18 protein-coding genes are annotated in these 17,457 nt (G+C 56.5%); 7 read left to right on the plus strand and 11 right to left on the minus strand.

What is annotated here, in order from left to right; all coding sequences use genetic code 11:
• Positions 1-43: 43 nt before the first annotated feature.
• The 4 genes from rnhA (at position 44) to ABD735_RS02775 (ending at position 3,831) form a co-directional block, all read left to right on the plus strand.
• A complete protein-coding gene (gene rnhA, locus ABD735_RS02760; RefSeq protein WP_344803048.1) occupies positions 44-493 on the plus strand; it encodes a ribonuclease HI in 450 nt (149 codons plus the stop codon).
• Positions 474-1,181: a DNA polymerase III subunit epsilon gene (gene dnaQ / locus ABD735_RS02765; protein ID WP_344803050.1), complete on the plus strand. Its 708-nt coding sequence runs from the start codon at positions 474-476 to the stop codon at positions 1,179-1,181. Before rnhA ends, dnaQ begins: the two co-directional genes overlap by 20 nt.
• Positions 1,182-1,472: 291 nt before the next feature.
• Entirely contained in the window at positions 1,473-3,251 is a 1,779-nt protein-coding gene (locus tag ABD735_RS02770) for a FimL-related protein (protein ID WP_344803051.1), read from the plus strand.
• Positions 3,252-3,258: 7 nt separating this feature from the next.
• Complete coding sequence (locus tag ABD735_RS02775) at positions 3,259-3,831, plus strand: hypothetical protein (RefSeq protein ID WP_344803053.1); 573 nt, start codon at positions 3,259-3,261, stop codon at positions 3,829-3,831.
• An 84-nt stretch (positions 3,832-3,915) separates the two neighbouring features.
• Here ABD735_RS02775 and ABD735_RS02780 read toward each other — a convergent pair whose 3' ends face one another.
• Positions 3,916-4,230, minus strand: a complete 315-nt coding sequence (locus tag ABD735_RS02780; RefSeq protein ID WP_344803055.1) for an SCP2 sterol-binding domain-containing protein — start codon at positions 4,228-4,230, stop codon at positions 3,916-3,918.
• A gap of 209 nt (positions 4,231-4,439) precedes the next feature.
• On the opposite strand from ABD735_RS02780, the gene sohB reads away from it, so the two are divergent.
• The gene (gene sohB / locus ABD735_RS02785) at positions 4,440-5,627 is read left to right on the plus strand and encodes a protease SohB (protein WP_344803057.1); all 1,188 of its coding nucleotides are present in this window, start codon (positions 4,440-4,442) and stop codon (positions 5,625-5,627) included.
• Positions 5,628-5,674: 47 nt separating this feature from the next.
• On the opposite strand, the gene ABD735_RS02790 is transcribed toward sohB, so the two are convergent.
• On the minus strand, positions 5,675-6,259 hold the full coding sequence (locus tag ABD735_RS02790; protein ID WP_344803059.1) for a DUF934 domain-containing protein: 585 nt from the start codon (positions 6,257-6,259) through the stop codon (positions 5,675-5,677).
• Positions 6,243-7,916 carry a nitrite/sulfite reductase gene (locus tag ABD735_RS02795; RefSeq protein WP_344803061.1) on the minus strand — a complete coding sequence of 558 codons (1,674 nt, stop codon included), beginning with the start codon at positions 7,914-7,916 and terminating at the stop codon, positions 6,243-6,245. Before ABD735_RS02795 ends, ABD735_RS02790 begins: the two co-directional genes overlap by 17 nt.
• Before the next feature lie 176 nt (positions 7,917-8,092).
• On the opposite strand from ABD735_RS02795, the gene ABD735_RS02800 reads away from it, so the two are divergent.
• Positions 8,093-8,362, plus strand: a complete 270-nt coding sequence (locus ABD735_RS02800) for a hypothetical protein (RefSeq protein ID WP_344803063.1) — start codon at positions 8,093-8,095, stop codon at positions 8,360-8,362.
• 45 nt (positions 8,363-8,407) lie between these two features.
• On the opposite strand, the gene ABD735_RS02805 is transcribed toward ABD735_RS02800, so the two are convergent.
• Both ABD735_RS02805 and metH read right to left on the minus strand, forming a co-directional pair.
• Positions 8,408-8,677 (minus strand): DUF2970 domain-containing protein, encoded by a 270-nt coding sequence (locus ABD735_RS02805; protein WP_344803065.1) that lies wholly within the window; start codon positions 8,675-8,677, stop codon positions 8,408-8,410.
• A gap of 10 nt (positions 8,678-8,687) precedes the next feature.
• Complete coding sequence (metH, locus tag ABD735_RS02810; RefSeq protein ID WP_344803067.1) at positions 8,688-12,428, minus strand: methionine synthase; 3,741 nt, start codon at positions 12,426-12,428, stop codon at positions 8,688-8,690.
• Positions 12,429-12,641: 213 nt separating this feature from the next.
• Here metH and nfuA point away from each other — a divergent pair, with 213 nt between their 5' ends.
• The gene (gene nfuA / locus ABD735_RS02815; RefSeq protein WP_344803069.1) at positions 12,642-13,223 is read left to right on the plus strand and encodes a Fe-S biogenesis protein NfuA; all 582 of its coding nucleotides are present in this window, start codon (positions 12,642-12,644) and stop codon (positions 13,221-13,223) included.
• 23 nt (positions 13,224-13,246) lie between these two features.
• Here the strand turns inward: nfuA and ABD735_RS02820 are convergent, their stop codons facing one another.
• The 6 genes from ABD735_RS02820 to tusD all read right to left on the minus strand — a co-directional run bounded on the left by ABD735_RS02820 (position 13,247) and on the right by tusD (position 17,400).
• Entirely contained in the window at positions 13,247-14,335 is a 1,089-nt protein-coding gene (locus ABD735_RS02820) for a glycosyl transferase family protein (protein ID WP_344803071.1), read from the minus strand.
• An 85-nt stretch (positions 14,336-14,420) separates the two neighbouring features.
• Positions 14,421-15,770: a spinster family MFS transporter gene (locus tag ABD735_RS02825; RefSeq protein ID WP_344803073.1), complete on the minus strand. Its 1,350-nt coding sequence runs from the start codon at positions 15,768-15,770 to the stop codon at positions 14,421-14,423.
• Between the two features lie 118 nt (positions 15,771-15,888).
• Positions 15,889-16,227 carry a TusE/DsrC/DsvC family sulfur relay protein gene (locus ABD735_RS02830; protein WP_344803075.1) on the minus strand — a complete coding sequence of 113 codons (339 nt, stop codon included), beginning with the start codon at positions 16,225-16,227 and terminating at the stop codon, positions 15,889-15,891.
• 8 nt (positions 16,228-16,235) lie between these two features.
• On the minus strand, positions 16,236-16,616 hold the full coding sequence (locus ABD735_RS02835) for a DsrH/TusB family sulfur relay protein (protein WP_344803076.1): 381 nt from the start codon (positions 16,614-16,616) through the stop codon (positions 16,236-16,238).
• Between the two features lie 10 nt (positions 16,617-16,626).
• Positions 16,627-16,989, minus strand: a complete 363-nt coding sequence (gene tusC / locus ABD735_RS02840) for a sulfurtransferase complex subunit TusC (RefSeq protein WP_344803078.1) — start codon at positions 16,987-16,989, stop codon at positions 16,627-16,629.
• Positions 16,990-16,998: 9 nt separating this feature from the next.
• Positions 16,999-17,400: a sulfurtransferase complex subunit TusD gene (gene tusD / locus ABD735_RS02845; protein WP_344803080.1), complete on the minus strand. Its 402-nt coding sequence runs from the start codon at positions 17,398-17,400 to the stop codon at positions 16,999-17,001.
• Positions 17,401-17,457 lie beyond the last annotated feature (57 nt).

Here is a 17,457-nt window from a genome sequence, read left to right on the forward strand (position 1 = left end):
TGGTCATCCCCCTGCGCATCACCTCGAAAACGACAGGATCTACTTGAAGACGATAACGATCTATACCGATGGGGCCTGCAAGGGCAACCCCGGCCCAGGCGGCTGGGGTGCTGTCATGCAGTTCCAGGGCAAACAGAAAGAGCTATTTGGCGGCGCGCCTGACGTCACCAACAATCAGATGGAACTCACTGCTGCGGTCGAAGCCCTGAATGCGCTCACCGAGCCGTGCCGTGTGGAACTCTATACCGATTCGCAGTACGTCCGTCAGGGGATTACCAGCTGGATTCATGGCTGGAAGAAGAAGGGCTGGAAGAACAGCGCCGGCAAGCCGGTGAAGAACCAGGACCTCTGGATGGCGCTCGAAGCCGCGACTGGGCGACACGATGTGCACTGGCATTGGGTCAAGGGTCATAGCGGTCATCCCCTCAACGACCTGGCGGATGCGCTGGCCAACAAGGGAGTCGTGTACAGTCATGCGCCAAATCGTTCTTGATACCGAAACAACTGGTCTTGAGCCCGGCGAAGGGCATCGCATTATCGAGATCGGCTGTGTGGAAATTGTCGATCGCCGGCTGACTGGCCGCCACTTTCACGTGTACATCAATCCTGAGCGCAAAGTCGATATCGGCGCGCTCGAAGTGCACGGACTGTCGGACGAGTTCCTGGCTGACAAGCCGCTGTTCCGTAACGTCGCCGATGCCTTCATGGACTTCATCCGTGACGGCGAGCTGATCATTCACAACGCCGCGTTCGATATCGGCTTTCTCGACCACGAACTGAAACTACTTCAGGCCCATGGCTGTATCGCCGATCATTGCGGCGTGATAGATACCTTGCTCATGGCGCGGAAAAAGCACCCAGGGCAGCGCAATAGTCTGGATGCCCTCTGCAAGCGCTACGGTGTCGACAACAGTCAGCGGGAGCTGCACGGCGCCCTGCTGGATGCTGAAATACTGGCAGATGTCTATCTACTGATGACTGGCGGCCAGACTAGCCTGGGACTGTATGGGGATGACGATGGTGCAGAGTCAGAATCTTCGCATCGCTGGATTTTGCCGGCAGAACGTCCACGCCTGACCGTTATCGCTGCCTCGGCCGCGGAACTGGAAGCGCACGACAGCAGACTGTCTGCTATCGAAAAGCCGGACAGCCCGGCCTTGTGGCGGAGCTTGCAGTGGTAGGCTTCGGCTGATCCGCAGCTCACATCTCTGAAGCGGTCTCGCGATGTTGGGACCGTGGTCTTCCTTTCGTCTTAGCGTGCGGTCCAGGCTGCATCGCTCACTTCGCTGGCCACTCTGAGTCATGAGGGTAAGCCTGCTGTCCAGTCCGTAATGCAGGCTTACTGCCAAGTTTCCGAATTGAGCTAGACTTAGAACCAGATACGGTTCGTACATCAGTCGAATATCAGAGTCTGCCTTTATTGTCGGTCAGACGGACACCTTTCGGGTGCCTAGAAGTAGGGTGTTGAATTTATGGTTGATCCCGGTGGGATAGCAAAGAAGTCGGTCTCCTTCGACCTGGTCGAAGCTGAGCTCGGACTTACAATTGAACAGGCAGAGCAAAGCCTCGAGCGCTTCCACGAAAATCGGGAGAATGGTGAGGAGCTGCAGAACTGTATAGATTTTCTGCACCAGCTACGCGGCATTTTTGTGCTTATCGAACTCGATGGCGCAACACTGCTGGCGAACGAAGCCGTGGCACTGGCCAATGAAGTGCCTGTCGATGCACAGCAGAGCAAGGATGGCCTGCTCGCTGCTCTGAATCAGCTACTGTATGTACTGCGACGTTATGTTGAATATTTCCGCAAGCGTCGGGAAGACAACCCGGAGCTGCTGCTCGATATCATCAACCAGTATCGGCTGATTCGCGATGCGAAAGCGCTGCCTGAAAGTTACTTCGTCGACATTGAGCTTCCGAAGGATATTCAGCCCCAGGTGGTGCAGGGCATCGAGCAGGACGTGTTCGAAATGCGGGCTCGCCGTCTACGGCATATGTATCAGGTAGGTCTGCTGGCGCTATTGCGAAAGACCCGTTACGAAGATCTGGAAATCGGTAGCAAGCTGGTATCAAGAGCCGCTGAAGGCATGCTCAAGATCTGTGAAGGCAGCACCATGTCGCAGTTCTGGCGATTGCTGCAACAGGCGGCGGCTTCGGTTATCTCGCTTGGCCCCCTACCGGCTGCACGCAAGCAGCTTCTAATGCGTGTCGAACGTTACTTCAAGGAGGCCGTCGCCACTGGCCGGCTGTCTACCTCGAAGACTGTCTCTGAAATCGTCAGCAAGGACCTTCTGCACTGGATTGCTCGCGATCGTCACAGATCGGACGCGGCACAGGCCCTGCTGGACTTCTACCATGTTTCGGATGCCGAGGTGCTGGACAGCCACACTTTCCTGGCTCACAAGGAATTGTTGATGGGTCCCGGCGCGGATGTGCTGGCGGCAGTGACTACGGCATTGCAGGAAGAGATCGGCCTCATCAAAGACAAGCTCGATATTATCGAGCGCGGTATGGACAGCGAAGAAAATGGGCTCGGCCAGATTGTTGATAGTCTTACGCGTCTCGGCCATACCCTGACCATGCTCAGTCTGCCAAAGCTTGGTCAGGTGGCGGGACATATTGCTGTGCGTCTGGGGGCGCTGCAGTCTGAGGGTGGTAGCCAACCATTGACGCTGGAGCCAGGTACTGATCAGTATCAGGAAATGGCGGCGGTCGCCGATGCCCTGCTCATTGTCGAGCAGGCTATTCTGCTGCTCGAGCGCGGCGGACTGACAATGGAAACGGATCGCATGGCCGACCAGTTGCTGCAACGTGCTGGTGGCGATTCGACGCGACCCGGCATGACGCCATATTTCCGCAACGCCCATGACGTCGTGGTCGAAGAGTCAAAAACAGGCCTGTTGCTGGCAAAGAAATCGATCACAGCCTACCTGGAGTCGGGCGGGGATCAGCTGCATCTGGCTAACGTGCCCGACACGCTCGATGCGATTCGTGGAGCCATGGCCATGCTCGAGCATGACAATGCGGCCAAGATCGTGCAGGCAACGATTGCCTGCATTCAGCAGAAATTTCTGGGTGAGGATGGCGCAGGTCTCAAGCAGAGAGATGATGCTCACTTTCTCGAAACGCTGGCTGATGCGCTGACGTCTCTCGAATACTTTGTCGACAGTCTGACACGTAACCTCGAAGGCAATACGGAACTACTGCAGTTTGCTGCCGAGAGCCTGAAAGAACTCGGCTTCAAGGTAAGCTGACTACAGTATGGGCCGAATTTTCACCGCGATCAGAGTCACCCTCTGGCTCGGCGTATTAACAATGGCCGGCGGTGCTGGCCTGTTTTACTACCAGCTCGATGGCATGCTGCAGGCGCGAGATAATGGCATCGTCGCCACCATCAGCTTTGAAAAGCTCGATCGCCAGACCTTCCAGGCGACGCTGCTATATCCCGATGAACGTGTGTTCAAAGCGCCACTGCATGGTGACTTCTGGATGGTGGACGCTCGATTCATCAGTCTGAAAGGCCCACTCAGACTATTCGGTACTGCGCCTTTCTACGAAATAGAACGCCTCTCAGGACGATATGGCAGTGTCAGTGACGAAAAGGCGGGCATCCGCAGCGTCTATGATCTCAGCTTCGATGAAGAACGAGTGATGCCGGATCTGTGGAGCCTGAGCCGGGAGTACGATCTGCCCTGGGTTGATGCCAAATATGGCGCAGCGGTTTACATGCCAATGAGTCATGGTGCGCGCTATGCGATAGTGCTGGGGACAGATGGCCTCAAGGCAAGGCCTTTGACTGCGCCTGCTTTCGATGCCGTGCAAAACTGGAAATAGGGACGTGCCAGGGGAAAATCGGGGCGAGCAGAACAATGAGACTCTGCTCGCTATCACTCTGCAAGCAGAATCCCGCCTGGGCAACTAGCCCATGTTGAACAGTTCACCCAGCTTCATGGCCAGCATCATGTCGCCTTCAGCGCGCAGCTGACCAGCCATGAATGCCTGCATGCCGTCAGTTTCGCCGCTGACGATGTTCTGGAAAGTCTGCTCATCCATGATCAGGGTTACAGATGGATCAGGGTGGTTGCCTTCACCAAGATCGCACTTGCCGTCCTTCACGATCAGGTGTGCGTTCTCACCATCTTCGATATCGAACTGAAATACCAGGTCCAGACCCTGAGCGGCATCAGAGTTGAAGTTGTTTTTCAGTTTTTCAAATGTTTGTTGCACTGCCATAATTCTTATCCTGTTCGTATGGTGGTCTGGTTCAGTGGAAATCTTATTGGCAAAAGACTTTATGGGCAATGTCCTGAGCTGTCAACAGCCTTGTTTTTTTACTGTCCGCCACAATATACAGCTCATCCCTTTCGGCTTGCCCATGAATTTTTCAGGGGTGCTGTCCTGAGCCAGGCAGCCCGAACCCCAGCCACACCGAGGAAATACTTTTGGAATTTTTACTGCAGTACGGTCTGTTTCTGGCCAAGACGGTCACGCTGGTCGCAGCCTTCATCATCATTGTCGGCTCGATCGTCGCTATTAGCCAGCGCCAGAAGGACAAGCAGGATGGGCTCCTGCGCATCAAGAATCTCAACGACCGCTTTGACAGAATGCGGCGGGTGCTCGAGCACAAGATTCACGATGAGCTCTGGCTGAAATCGCGCGAAAAGATCGAGCAGAAGGCCGAGAAACTCGAATACAAGGCTCGAAAGAAGGAAGCCAAACTTGCCGAGAAGGCTGCACTCAAGGCCTTGCCGTCCAAAGCTGCCTCGGGTGAAAAACGTGGCGCGACCATAGAGCGTGACGCCTCAGGGAAGAGCGCTGACACTGCGAAGGCGACAGACACTGCTTTATCAAAGGAAGAAGCAGTTGACGATGATGGGCGTAAGCGTGTCTATGTGCTGGATTTCGATGGTGATATAAAAGCCTCCGAAGTCGACTCTCTGCGTGAGTCGATTACGGCCGTACTTACCCTGGCCCGTCCCACTGACGAAGTCGTTGTAAGGCTCGAAAGCCCAGGTGGCATGGTGCATAGCTATGGCCTGGCAGCATCGCAACTTGGTCGAATCAAGGCGCGCAATATTCCGCTGACGGTCTGCGTCGATAAGGTTGCGGCCAGCGGTGGCTATCTTATGGCCTGTCTGGCAGACAAGATCATTGCGGCGCCTTTCGCCATCATTGGCTCAATCGGCGTGGTCGCCCAGGTGCCGAACGTGCACAGGCTGCTGAAAAAGAATGACATCGATGTCGAGGTCCTCACGGCAGGTGAGTACAAGCGAACACTGACGATACTGGGCGAAAACACTGAGCAGGGCAGAGCGAAGTTCCTGGATGACCTGCACGAGACCCATGTGCTGTTCAAGGAGTTCGTGTCCACGAACCGTCCGGTGGTCGATATCGAAGAGGTCAGCAAGGGCGAAATATGGTACGGGCAGCGCGCCATAGACAAGAAGCTCATCGACGAAATACTGACCAGCGATGACTACCTGCAGGCTTCAGCGAAGGTTGCGGACGTATATCAGGTGAGCTATGAAGAGCCGAAGAATCTGGCGGAGAAGTTTGGTATAGCCGCCTCGGTCGCCATTGACCGTGGCTGGACCCGGCTTATGAGCCTGATGCATCAGCCGAAGATGTAAACGCCTGAACCGTGGCAACTGCTAACGTTGCCACGATCGGGCAGATATCAGGCGCTGGCCGCGGGCCGATCTTCGATGCGGAACAGAGGCTCACTTCGATCGATGCTGCCCTGGTACTTCACGGAAAAGGCATTCAGTGCAGTCAGTGCGTCTTCCACGAGCTTGTCGGCCCGAAGCTCGAAGGCGTCGAAACCACAGCGGCGCATGAAGAACAGCTGGTCGACCAGTACATCGCCAACTGCCCGTAACTCACCGGTAAAGCCAAAGCGGCTGCGCAGCAGATAGGCACTGGAGTAGCTCCTGCCATCCACAAACTTCGGAAAGTGCAAGGCGATGAGCGGAAACTGCTGAGCACCTTTCCCAAGCGCTTCGACCTCATCGTCGCTGTCGAACCAGACGCCGAAATTGTCAGCGGTCAGACCAAGATCATGCTGAACTTGTGCGCCTTCCAGGCCGGCGGCGAGTGCGTCCTCCCAGTATACAAGTACCCCGTAGGCTGATTTCAACGCTTGCTCAACCTGTGACCCAAGCGCTTCAGGCGACAGGTCTTTTTCCAGCCGGCTCCACTCGTGATCGACCAGCTTCGCTTCAGAATGATCTGCGCGAACCGGTATCTTAATGAGATTTGGCATAGATTCGCTCCTTGAATGGGTCTATTCCGAGGCGATTGTAAGTATCGACGAAGAGCTCTTCAGGCTGTCTGTGTTCGACATAGACGTCCACCAGTTTGCGCACGACCTGCGGAACATCCGAGCGAGCGAACGAAGGGCCGAGAATCTTCGCCAGCGCAGTCACCTTGCCAGCCTGGCCGCCAATCGAAATCTGGTACCACTCTTCGCCCTTCTTGTCGACGCCGAGAATGCCGATATGACCGACATGATGGTGGCCACAGGCGTTCATGCAGCCCGAAATATTGATATCGAGGTCACCAAGGTCGTAGAGGAAGTCGAGGTCATCGAACTCCACCTGAATGGCCTCGGCCACTGGAATGGACTTCGCATTGGCCAGGGCGCAGTAGTCGCCGCCGGGGCAGCAGATGATATCCGCCAGCGTACCGAGCGTCGGTGTTGCGAAGCCAAGCGGCTTGATCTTCTCCCACAGCGTGAACAGTTGGTCTACCTTCACATCAGCCAGCACAATGTTCTGCTCATGTGTTACGCGGGCTTCGCCAAAGCTGTACTCGTCAGCAAGATCTGCGAGCGCGTCCAGCTGATGATCGCTGACATTGCCCGGTGGGATGCCAATCTTTTTCAGCGACATGGTGACGATGCGATAACCGGGGCGCTTGTGCGCGGCGGTATTGCGACGCAGCCAGTTTGCGAAATAGGTGTTCTCTGCGCACTGCTGTTTCAGGGTGTTTTCGAGATCATCGGCACGGCTGCCGAAATCTTCGTAAGCAGGGTCTACAAAGTAGCTCTGCACGCGCGCGAGCTCTTCGGCAGTGATACGGCCTTCACCATCCTTGAAATGTGCCCACTCGGCCTCGACCTTTTCAGCAAAGGTTTCAGGGCTCAGAGCCTTGACGAGTATCTTGATGCGCGCCTTGTACTTGTTGTCCCGGCGCCCATAGCGGTTATAGACCCGTAGAATAGCGTCGAGATAAGTCAGCAGGTCCAGCTCAGGCAGGAACTCCCGTATCACGGAGCCGATCATGGGCGTTCGGCCCAGGCCACCGCCGACCAGTATTCTGTAGCCGATCTCACCAGCGTCATTACGAACCAGATGCACGCCGATGTCGTGGACCTGCGTCGCTGCACGATCGACTTCCGGGCAGGCATTGACGGCAATCTTGAACTTGCGCGGCAAAAAGGCGAACTCAGGATGGAAGGTCGACCACTGCCTGATGATCTCGCAGTATGGGCGTGGGTCGACGATCTCATCTGGCGTTACGCCAGCATACTGATCTGTGGTGGTGTTGCGAATACAATTACCACTGGTCTGGACCGCGTGCATCTGCACTTCGGCCAGCTCCGCCAGGATATCCGGCGAATCCTTGACTGTAGGCCAGTTCAGCTGGAGATTCTGTCGAGTGGTAAAGTGCGCAAAGCCCTTGTCGTAATTGCGGCTAACATGGGCCAGACGTCTGAGCTGCGCGCTGTTGAGCATGCCGTAAGGCACGGCAATACGCAGCATTGGCGCAAGACGCTGAACATAAAGGCCGTTCTGCAGGCGCAGCGGTAGAAACTCTTCTTCGCTGAGCTGGCCGTTCAGATAGCGCCGGGTCTGGTCGCGGAACTGCTTCACGCGCTCTTCTATGATCACCTGATCGTGCTTATCGTATTGATACATAAGTCTCGTGCCAGAAAAAAATTCGTGTCATAGTATACCTGTTTTAAACCTGATTGGCTCCTTCTTCGCCATTTTCGCGGCTGGATTCGTGGGTCAATTAAGCGGGACTACTGGCCTCGGCTGAACTGATTTCCGTGAATTTACAAGAACAAACTATTATCAATCAGGGAGATATTGTGGAACCGAAACATTCTCGTCACTACGGGCCGGCGAAAGAAGCTTTCGCCAATGACGCCGCACGTCATCAGCAAAATAATGCAGCCAATACCGCATCTGCAGCGGGTCATGGCAACGACCACCACGGCGATATCGATCATGAGTCGCAGGATATACTCAGCAAGTACGACGGCACTGATACCAGCGACAGCAAGGCTGATGCCTTTGCAGCCTTCATGCTGATTCTGTGCATTGCCGGTGGCATGCTGCTCTGGGTATCTACCCGCTAGCCCAGGCACTCCTATCGATGACAGGCGCTGGCCGGACGAAGTGCATCAGTCCGGCAGCACCATGCTGACGACGACCACAAGCGTCACCACGAACAGTATGCCGAACAGGACCCCGCCAATGATGAAGGGCAGGGGCGAACGCTGACTGAAGTCACGTTCGCGGGCTTTGCTGCTCTGCACGCCGAAGGCGGCTGCAAAGATGCTGCCGATCAGGCTCAGCATTGATAGTCCGCTCGTCTCTTCTGGCTGCTTTTCGGCCTTACTGCCAGCGACGGTGTCGTCACTGGATCTATTCTCTGTCTCCGCTGACTTCATATTGTCTGCCTCAGGTGTCGTAGCCAAGGCTCGAGCCCATCCAGCGTTCTATTTCCTGCACTGACATGCCCTTGCGCTCGGCGTAGGTATTCACCTGGTCCTTCTGCAATTTGCCCACATTGAAATATTTTGACTCAGGGTGCGAGAAGTACCAGCCACTCACAGCTGCCGCCGGATACATGGCAAAGCTTTCAGTCAGCCGCAGCCCGATCTTCTGATCGACATCAAGAATGCGGAACAGCTTCGCCTTTTCGGTATGGTCGGGGCAGGCCGGGTAACCAGGCGCCGGACGTATGCCCTGATAACGCTCCTTGATCAGGGCCGTATTGTCGAGTGTCTCGTCCTCGGCATAGCCCCAGAACTCCTTCCGGACGCGTTCGTGCATACGCTCGGCCAGCGCTTCTGCCAGCCGGTCCGCCAGCGCCTTGACCATAATGCTGTTGTAGTCATCGTTCTTCGCTTCGAACTGCTTCGACAGTTCTTCCGCGCCAATGCCTGCGGTGACGGCAAAGCCACCCATGTAGTCCTGTACGCCAGAGTCGGCTGGCGCAACGTAATCAGCCAGGCTGAGGCACTGGGACTGTGAAGAGGTCTTTCCCGAGCGGTTGCGCTCGGTCTGCTGACGGAGATGCTCGAGCGTGATGTCGCCCTCTTCAGCCGTGTCGATGGTGACCGAATCTGGTCCGGTGCGCGTGGCGGGCCAGAAACCTATCACGGCCTTCGCCTCCAGCAGCTGTTCGTCGATGATCCGGCGGAGCATGGCCTGGGCATCCTTGAACAGCTGCGTCGCGGCCTCACCGACGACCTTGTCTTCCAGAATTTTCGGGTATTTCCCAACCAGTTCCCACGAAATGAAGAATGGCGTCCAGTCGATATAGTCGACCAGCTCCTCGAGAGGATAGTTATCGAAGACCTTCAGGCCAGTAAATGTCGGTTTCGGCGGCTGGTAGCTCGAAAAATCCAGCTTCAGACCACGCTTGACGGCTTCTGGGTAAGGCACGCTGACCTGGGCGGGCTCGCGCTGACTACGACGCACGCGCACGTCCTCGTATTCGCTCTTGATGCTGGCGACATACTCGTCCTTCTGCGTCTCGCTGATCAGTTTGGTGGCTACGCTCACCGATCGTGACGCGTCGGTGACGTACACCACCGCATCATTACTGTAACGCGGCTCGATCTTGACCGCTGTATGTGCCTTCGATGTCGTCGCACCGCCGATCATGAGTGGGATCTGGAAGTCCAGACGCTGCATTTCCTTGGCAACATGTACCATTTCATCGAGGGAAGGCGTGATCAGTCCCGAGAGGCCGATAATGTCCACCTTTTCCTTGCGGGCGGTGTCCAGAATCTTTTCTGCCGAGACCATGACGCCGAGGTCGATGACTTCGTAGTTGTTGCACTGCAGCACTACCCCGACGATGTTCTTGCCGATATCGTGGACGTCACCCTTGACCGTGGCCATCAGGATCTTTCCCTTGGCCTTGCTCTTGCCGGTTTTCTCGGCCTCGATAAAGGGGATGAGATGGGCCACTGACTGCTTCATGACCCGGGCACTCTTGACGACCTGGGGCAGGAACATCTTGCCGGATCCGAATAGGTCGCCTACCACGTTCATACCGGCCATCAGTGGGCCTTCGATGACGTCTATTGGCCGTTTGGCTTCCAGTCTGGCGGCCTCGGTATCTTCGATAATGAAGGCATTGATGCCTTTCACCAGTGCGTGTTCAAGCCGCTTCGTCACAGGCCAGTCGCGCCATTCGAGCTTTTCGGCTTCGGCGACTTCGCCAGTGCCCTTATAGCTCTCGGCTTTCTCGAGCAGCGCTTCCGTGCCGCCCTCGTGCTTGTTGAGCACGACATCTTCGACAAGATCCTTCAGATCGGCGGGGATGTCGTCATACACCTCGAGCTGTGCCGGGTTGACGATGCCCATGTTCATGCCGTTATTGATGGCGTGATACAGGAACACCGAGTGAATGGCCTCACGTACGCGATCGTTGCCGCGGAAGGAAAATGAGACGTTACTGACGCCGCCGGAAATATTGGCGTGGGGCAGGTTGTCAGTGATCCAGCGGCAGGCTTCGATGAAGTCGACGGCATAATTGTTATGCTCATCAATGCCGGTCGCAATGGCAAAGATGTTCGGATCAAAAATGATGTCCTGCGGCGGAAAGCCGATGCCGGTCAGCACGTCGTAGCTGCGCTTGCAGATCTCGGTCTTGCGCTTGAAGGTATCCGCCTGACCGTCTTCATCGAAGGCCATGACAACGACAGCTGCACCATAGCGCATGCACAGCTTCGCCTTGTGGATAAACTCTGTCTCACCTTCCTTGAGGCTGATCGAGTTGACCACAGCCTTGCCCTGAATGCAGCGCAGGCCGGCCTCGATGACTTCCCACTTCGACGAATCGACCATGATCGGGACTCGCGAGATGTCAGGCTCTGCTGCCAGCAGGTTCAGGAACTTGGGCAAGACCTCGACGGCGTCGAGCATGCCCTCGTCCATGTTGATGTCGATGATCTGGGCGCCGTTGACGACCTGGTCCAGCGCGACATCGAGCGCTTCCTCATACTGTTCTTCCTTGATCAATCGCAGGAAGCGCCGCGAACCAGTCACGTTGGTTCGTTCCCCGACGTTGACGAAGCGGATGTTGTCGGTAAGTACAAAGGCTTCCAGACCGGAAAGCCTGAGCCTTGGCTCGAGCTCGGGAATCTGTCGAGGCTTGTATTTGGCAACAGCTTTGGCAATCGCCTCGATATGCGACGGCATGGATCCGCAACAGCCACCGATGATATTGACGAAACCATCACGGGCGAAGCCTTCGACAATCTCGGCCATCTGTTCGGGTGTCTGGTCATATTCGCCGAATTCGTTTGGCAGTCCGGCGTTCGGGTGCGCGCTGACGAAACAGTCCGCCTTGTTGGACAGTTCTTCCACATGAGGGCGCAGCGCGTCTGCACCAAGCGCACAGTTCAGCCCGATGCTCAAGGGTCGGGCGTGCGACATGGAAATCCAGAACGCTTCGGTGGTCTGCCCCGATAGGGTACGGCCGGAAGCATCGGTAATCGTGCCAGAGATCATGACCGGCAGTTCGATGTCGTTATCTATGAAGAACTGCTGAACTGCGAAGATGCAGGCCTTCGCATTGAGCGTATCGAATATGGTCTCGATCATGATGATGTCGGCGCCACCATCGAGCAGGCCTTTCATCGACTCATAATAGTTGTCCACCAGGCCCTGGAAGGTAATGTTCCGGAAACCTGGATCGTTGACGTCTGGCGATAGCGAGGCGGTGCGTGAAGTCGGGCCGAGCACGCCCGCGACAAAGCGCGGCTTGTCTGGGGTTTCTGCAGTTTTCGCATCAGCCGCCGCTTTGGCGACTTTAGCAGCGGCCAGATTCAGGTCATAGACGATATGTTCGAGACCATACTCACCCTGTGAAACCCGGGTGGCGTTGAAGCTGTTGGTCTCGATGATGTCCGCGCCGGCATCCAGATAGGCCTTGTGGATCTCTTCGATCAAGGCTGGGCGCGTCATGCACAGCAGATCGTTGTTGCCTTTCAGATCCGAAGGATGATCGCTGAACACGTCGCCGCGATAGTCCTCTTCTTCCAGGCCATAGCTCTGAATCATCGTGCCCATCGCGCCATCGAGTACCATGATCCGCTCGGCGAGTATGCTGTCGAGTTTGATCCAGGCGGCGGTTTTTTTGCGGCCGGTGTTCTGCGTGTCGGGACGTGTGCTTGAGGTCATAGGCTATGGGCTGCTGATCGTGAGACGAATTAAAGAACGCTGCATGATACCAGAACCTGCTGCGAAATCCGTGCTTTCTGCTCTCAAAGCCTTGCAGCGTGGTACAATTGCCCACATGTAATACCTGGTCGGCGTTTGCTGCCTTCTTTGCACGCAGCGAAGCGGTTAGACTGACTATTCATTTCAATACGGTTTGAGGGCCATTCCTGCATCATGGTAACTATCAGCGAGAGCGCACAAGAGTACCTGGGTCAGTTGCTGAAAAAGCAGGATGTCGAGGGCATGGCGGTTCGCGTCTTTGTCACGCAACCTGGCACGCGTCAGGCAGAAACCTGCCTTGCCTACTGCAAACCAGAAGAAGTCATCGAGACGGATGAAAAGGTGCCGCTCGAACATTTCATGTTGTATCTCGATACGCCAAGCCTGCCGTATCTTGAAGATGCGGTGGTCGATTTCAATACCGAACGCTTTGGTGGTCAGCTCACCATCAAGGCGCCGAACGCCAAGGCGCCCAGGGTCGGCGCCGATGCCCCACTGGCCGATCGCATCAATTACATCCTTTATTCGGAAATCAATCCAGGCCTGGCCTCCCATGGCGGGGAAGTCAGCCTGGTCGAGGTGACCGAAGACAAAGTGGCGGTGCTGAAATTTGGCGGTGGTTGCCAGGGTTGCTCAGCAGTGGATATCACCTTGAAGAGTGGCGTTGAGAAAACGCTCAAGGAGCAGGTGCCCGAGCTGGCCGCTGTTCGCGACGTCACGGATCACAGCGAAACGGCAAACGCCTACTACAAGTAGGCCTTGGTGTCTTACATCAGTGACTAGCCCAGGGGGCAACTCTCATGTTGCCCATAAGGCGCCACCAGGGACTTGTCTCTTTCTGCCCAGATCTTCCGAGCCTCTTCCGCCAGACCCTCTGACTCTGGCTTGACGGCTCTCAGTCCCAGTTCAATGGTCGAAATGACTGCAGCCTCTCCGTACTCATCATCAAGTTCGCCCCGCCACATGGCATTGAGGGCCGATGGGTCGAGCGTATCCGGCTTCATGTGCCGTCGCTCGAATAGAGGAGGCAGCTCATCGATGCCGTGCGATGGGTCCTGCTCAGGGCGCGTCCAGTGAGCAAGGGTTTTCGCGTCCGGATTACGCTCGATCTCACCACCTTCCCCCTTGATGACCAGCGTGCTCCTGTAACCAAGGGCTAGCCCTGCATGCTGGTGAATGGCCAGATAGGGCGGATGGAACACGCCCTGGATGACGGCCGGTGCGCGACAGGGGTTCAATAGTCGCGCCATCGAGTGAATGGGCGACCTCAAGCCGAGTATCGAACGCATCTGAATGATGTCTTCCAGCCGGGGCCAGATCATCTTCAACGGCATGAACACGCAGTTGTATTTATCGAGCGCGGAGGCTGCCTCGCCAGGGTCTGATGCAAGGGGGATATGCAGTGACGCTGCAAGATCCTGGGTATAGAGGCGGCCATGCGTGTGCCCAGCCGCACCATGCACGAAGATTCTATGGCCTGCAGAAGCCAAAGCCTTGATTGATAGCAGAAACCAGGGCACATGTCGGCGCTTTCCGGCATAGGAGCTCCAGTCGAGATCGACCGGAATGTCGGTAAATGCATTGTGGGTTCGGGTATCGAGTTCTATCTGGGCAGCTTCGACGAAGCCTGCAATCTCATCTGGTGTTTCTTCCTTGACCCGCAATAGCATCAGAAAGGCGCCCAGCTGCAGATCCAGCACCTGACCATCGAGTATCTGTCCCATCGCTGCGCAGGCCTCTTCCCTACTGAACGAGCGGGTACCGCGCTTGCCCTTGCCAAGAATGCGGATGTATTGCGCGAAGCTATGTTCGTTGCGTTCGAGAAAATTGGTTTTGGTGACTGCTGAATTCGAATCAGTTGAATCCAAGGCCGGGCTCCGCAGGGTGGGTGGTGTTCCCAGTGTACTGGCTGCGAAGTGGCCTTGGAAGTAAAGCTGCTGTCGAGAGGTCCCCTTAGCTTTTCATCTGATCGAGCATGCGCAGGTGATCCTTGCGGAAGGACCGGCCCGCCAGGAAGACGAAGATCGCAGTAATACCAAGGGTCACCGGCACGAGATACATGGCCCCGTGAAGTCCGATCGCTCTGAATCCTTCAGTCATTTCGAGCGCGCCCGCAGCCATCATGGCCTCATTTGCCAGGTAGTCGGACAGGCCGCCCACCACCACGAGGCCAAAGGCGCCGCCGAGCAGGTACATGCCCGCGAAGTACAAGGCCATGGCAGTGGCCCGTAGCCGCGGCTCCACGACGTCCTGCAGTGCTGGGTAAACCGTGGTGTAGTAGCTGTAGTAGGTCAGCCAGCCAATGCCGAAGAGCACAGAGAACGCGATCACACCATTGTCGCCGTCAAGCGCAAAGCCTGTTGCCAGGGCCGCTATCACCATGCACAGCGCGCCGTAGTTGAGCCGTCCGGTCTGGCTGCGCATATGAATTCGATCCGATATCTGTCCGCCGACGGTCAGACCAATCAGTCCCGTGACACCCACAATGAGACCGGTCAGCATGGCCGCTTGCTCGATGGGGAGCTCGTAATAGCGTTGCAGGAGGGCGACCAGATAGCCGTTGCCGGCATACGCAGCAAAGTTGACGGCAACGCCGGAAAGAATGATCCACCACATTGTGGGAATGCTCAGGACACGACGAAGTGGCTTGTCGAGTACATTCTGCCCAAGCGCCGTTTCCTCGGCAGCACCGCGCGCAGGTTCCTTCATGAACAGGATGACGACTGCCAGTATCAGGCCGGGTATCGCGGCTATGAAGAACGGTGCTCGCCAGCTATCGAAGGCCTTGACCATGGCACCGACCGTGAAGAATGCTAGTACGAGGCCGAGCGGCAGTCCGAGCATGAAGACCCCCATCGCGCGTGAGCGCTTGTTTGCGGGAAAGAGGTCACCGATGAGTGAGGTGGCAGCGGGTGCGCAGCTGGCCTCGCCAACACCCACACCCATCCGGGCGAGGAGCAGGGTCATGAAACTTCCTGCCATGCCTGTGGCGGCTGTCAGGCCACTCCAGACTGTCAGTCCAGCCGCCAGGACTTTTTTTCTGGTGCCTGTGTCAGACAGCCTTCCCAACGGGATACCTGCAATCGCATACACCACCGTGAACGCTGCGCCAATAATGCCGAGCTGCAAATCGTTGAGATCGAACTCGATACGCATTGGTTCCAGAACGACAGCCGGAATGGTGCGATCGAAAAAATTCAGCAGATTGACCAGGAAAAGCAGGAAGAGAACGCTCCAGGCGTTATCGGCCTGTTTGCCGACATGGGCGGCGGATGCAGGATTGACTGAGGGCTTGGTACTCAAGAGATGCTCCGATTGGCATTTTTGTTTTTGTTCAAAGAAGGGCTAAGAGTGGCCTAGATCGCAGGTGCTAGCAAACATTCGAAGACCAGATTGTCGGATCGTCGACACAATTTCGGATTCAGAGACAGCCAGGCGGTTTCGGCAAACCGGCCATGCGGCAGATCTGCTTGATCGAGCTGCCGGCCGTGGAGGAAGGTGGAAACAAGTGCATCAGGCTCATGCTGCTGAATTCAGGGGTACTCTGCTGAAGGTAGCGAACAAAACTGCGTGCCAGCGGAGCCTGGCCGTAAAGCTCATAGTAAGTACGGGCAGCGAGCAGGAGTTCGAGATGGGCCCGCTCGAGCTCGATGTCTGATTGTTGTGCCAGCTGACGGGCGACTGTTTCGGACCAGTCGGCGATATTGCGTAGAAATCCTTCCTTGTCGGTTTGTGGCTCAACGCCAGGGATACTGCTCATCGGAATGATCAGTACCAGGTCATGGACTGTATGTGGTGCTCTGTCAGCTCCACGAAACGATCAAAATCTATCAGCTGGAAGCATCTGCCAGCATCTCCGGGTAGGCTGGCGTCCGCGATGCCACGGGCGGTGCAGTCGGCCTTTAGCACCATGACCTGATGAGGCTCAGTCGCAAAAGCAGGCGTGGGTTCACCGGGCGCCTGGTAGCACTGGGGATCAAGATCGTTGGCCAGCCCTAGTGCGGCCCAGAGGCGTCCGCTGGCTTCGCTGGGATGAGACCAGTACACACCGTCTTCGATCAGCAGCAGCGCGTCCTTCGATCCCATGAGCGCAAGACAGTGCTCGAGCTGGCTTCCCGCGTCGAGTCCCAGGGTGAATATATGCAGCATGAGCGGTGGCCTAGAAGCTGTGGACGTGGTCGGCAGCGTGCAGATGTTCACGAACGCTGGCGAGTGAAACCGGGGTGACCGGCAACAGGAACTGCTCGACATGCAGGCCATAGCGCACGATCTCACGCTCATCTACCAGCACCTTGGCGACATCGAACAGTGGCAGGGAGGCAAAGGCCTTGGTCTGATTTTTCATGTTGATATCGTGGCTTTGGCCCGGCAGCAGGTTGAACAGTCCGGAACCAAGAAAGATTGCGGTGATTTTCTGGTCGAAGGCGGCTGTTGCCAGCAGCATGTCGAGGCCATCGGCTGCCAGACTGCGGCCGTAAGGTGGCTTGAGAAAGACGAAAGCGAGGTGGCGGCTATGCTGCATAGGGACTCCTTAGCGGGCGAATGTCAGGATGCGATCCGACACCTGAGTAGCTTCTATCCAGTCGCCCAGGCCTGCAATTTCAAAATGGCTGTCGAGGGTAACCGCGTCGAGTTCGTAGCGCTTGGCCTCGCCGGCATCGACGACCCCCTTTTTCAGTGCGCTGGCAATACAGACGGTGAGGGCGATATCGTGTCGCTCTCGCAGCTCCCGCCAGCCTGCTGGAAGCTGCGCAGCATCTTGTGGCGGGACCGCCGTCGAGAGGGCGTTGTAAACACCGTCGTGGTAGAAAAAAACCCTGAAGATACGATGGCCTCGGGCGATGGCCGCACGACAGAACTGTTCTGCGGTGTATGGTGCCTGGTGACCAAGCGGTGCAGACATCACCAGCAGGCTGTAGGTGAGAGATGACACGGTTCAGATCCCCTTGCATTCGGCTACGGGCTAGCGGGCCGACTCATCTTGTACTGT

Source organism: Allohahella marinimesophila, from assembly GCF_039538005.1.
GTDB lineage: Bacteria > Pseudomonadota > Gammaproteobacteria > Pseudomonadales > Oleiphilaceae > Allohahella > Allohahella marinimesophila.

Coding starts and splice junctions, on each gene's coding strand:
- dnaQ (WP_344803050.1), top strand. CDS start 474: ATGCGCCAAATCGTTCTTGATACCGAAACAACTGGTCTTGAGCCCGGC.
- ABD735_RS02770 (WP_344803051.1), top strand. CDS start 1,473: ATGGTTGATCCCGGTGGGATAGCAAAGAAGTCGGTCTCCTTCGACCTG.
- ABD735_RS02775 (WP_344803053.1), top strand. CDS start 3,259: ATGGGCCGAATTTTCACCGCGATCAGAGTCACCCTCTGGCTCGGCGTA.
- ABD735_RS02780 (WP_344803055.1), bottom strand. CDS start 4,230: ATGGCAGTGCAACAAACATTTGAAAAACTGAAAAACAACTTCAACTCT.
- ABD735_RS02790 (WP_344803059.1), bottom strand. CDS start 6,259: ATGCCAAATCTCATTAAGATACCGGTTCGCGCAGATCATTCTGAAGCG.
- ABD735_RS02795 (WP_344803061.1), bottom strand. CDS start 7,916: ATGTATCAATACGATAAGCACGATCAGGTGATCATAGAAGAGCGCGTG.
- ABD735_RS02805 (WP_344803065.1), bottom strand. CDS start 8,677: ATGAAGTCAGCGGAGACAGAGAATAGATCCAGTGACGACACCGTCGCT.
- metH (WP_344803067.1), bottom strand. CDS start 12,428: ATGACCTCAAGCACACGTCCCGACACGCAGAACACCGGCCGCAAAAAA.
- nfuA (WP_344803069.1), top strand. CDS start 12,642: ATGGTAACTATCAGCGAGAGCGCACAAGAGTACCTGGGTCAGTTGCTG.
- ABD735_RS02830 (WP_344803075.1), bottom strand. CDS start 16,227: ATGAGCAGTATCCCTGGCGTTGAGCCACAAACCGACAAGGAAGGATTT.
- ABD735_RS02835 (WP_344803076.1), bottom strand. CDS start 16,616: ATGCTGCATATATTCACCCTGGGACTCGACGCGGGAAGCCAGCTCGAG.
- tusC (WP_344803078.1), bottom strand. CDS start 16,989: ATGCAGCATAGCCGCCACCTCGCTTTCGTCTTTCTCAAGCCACCTTAC.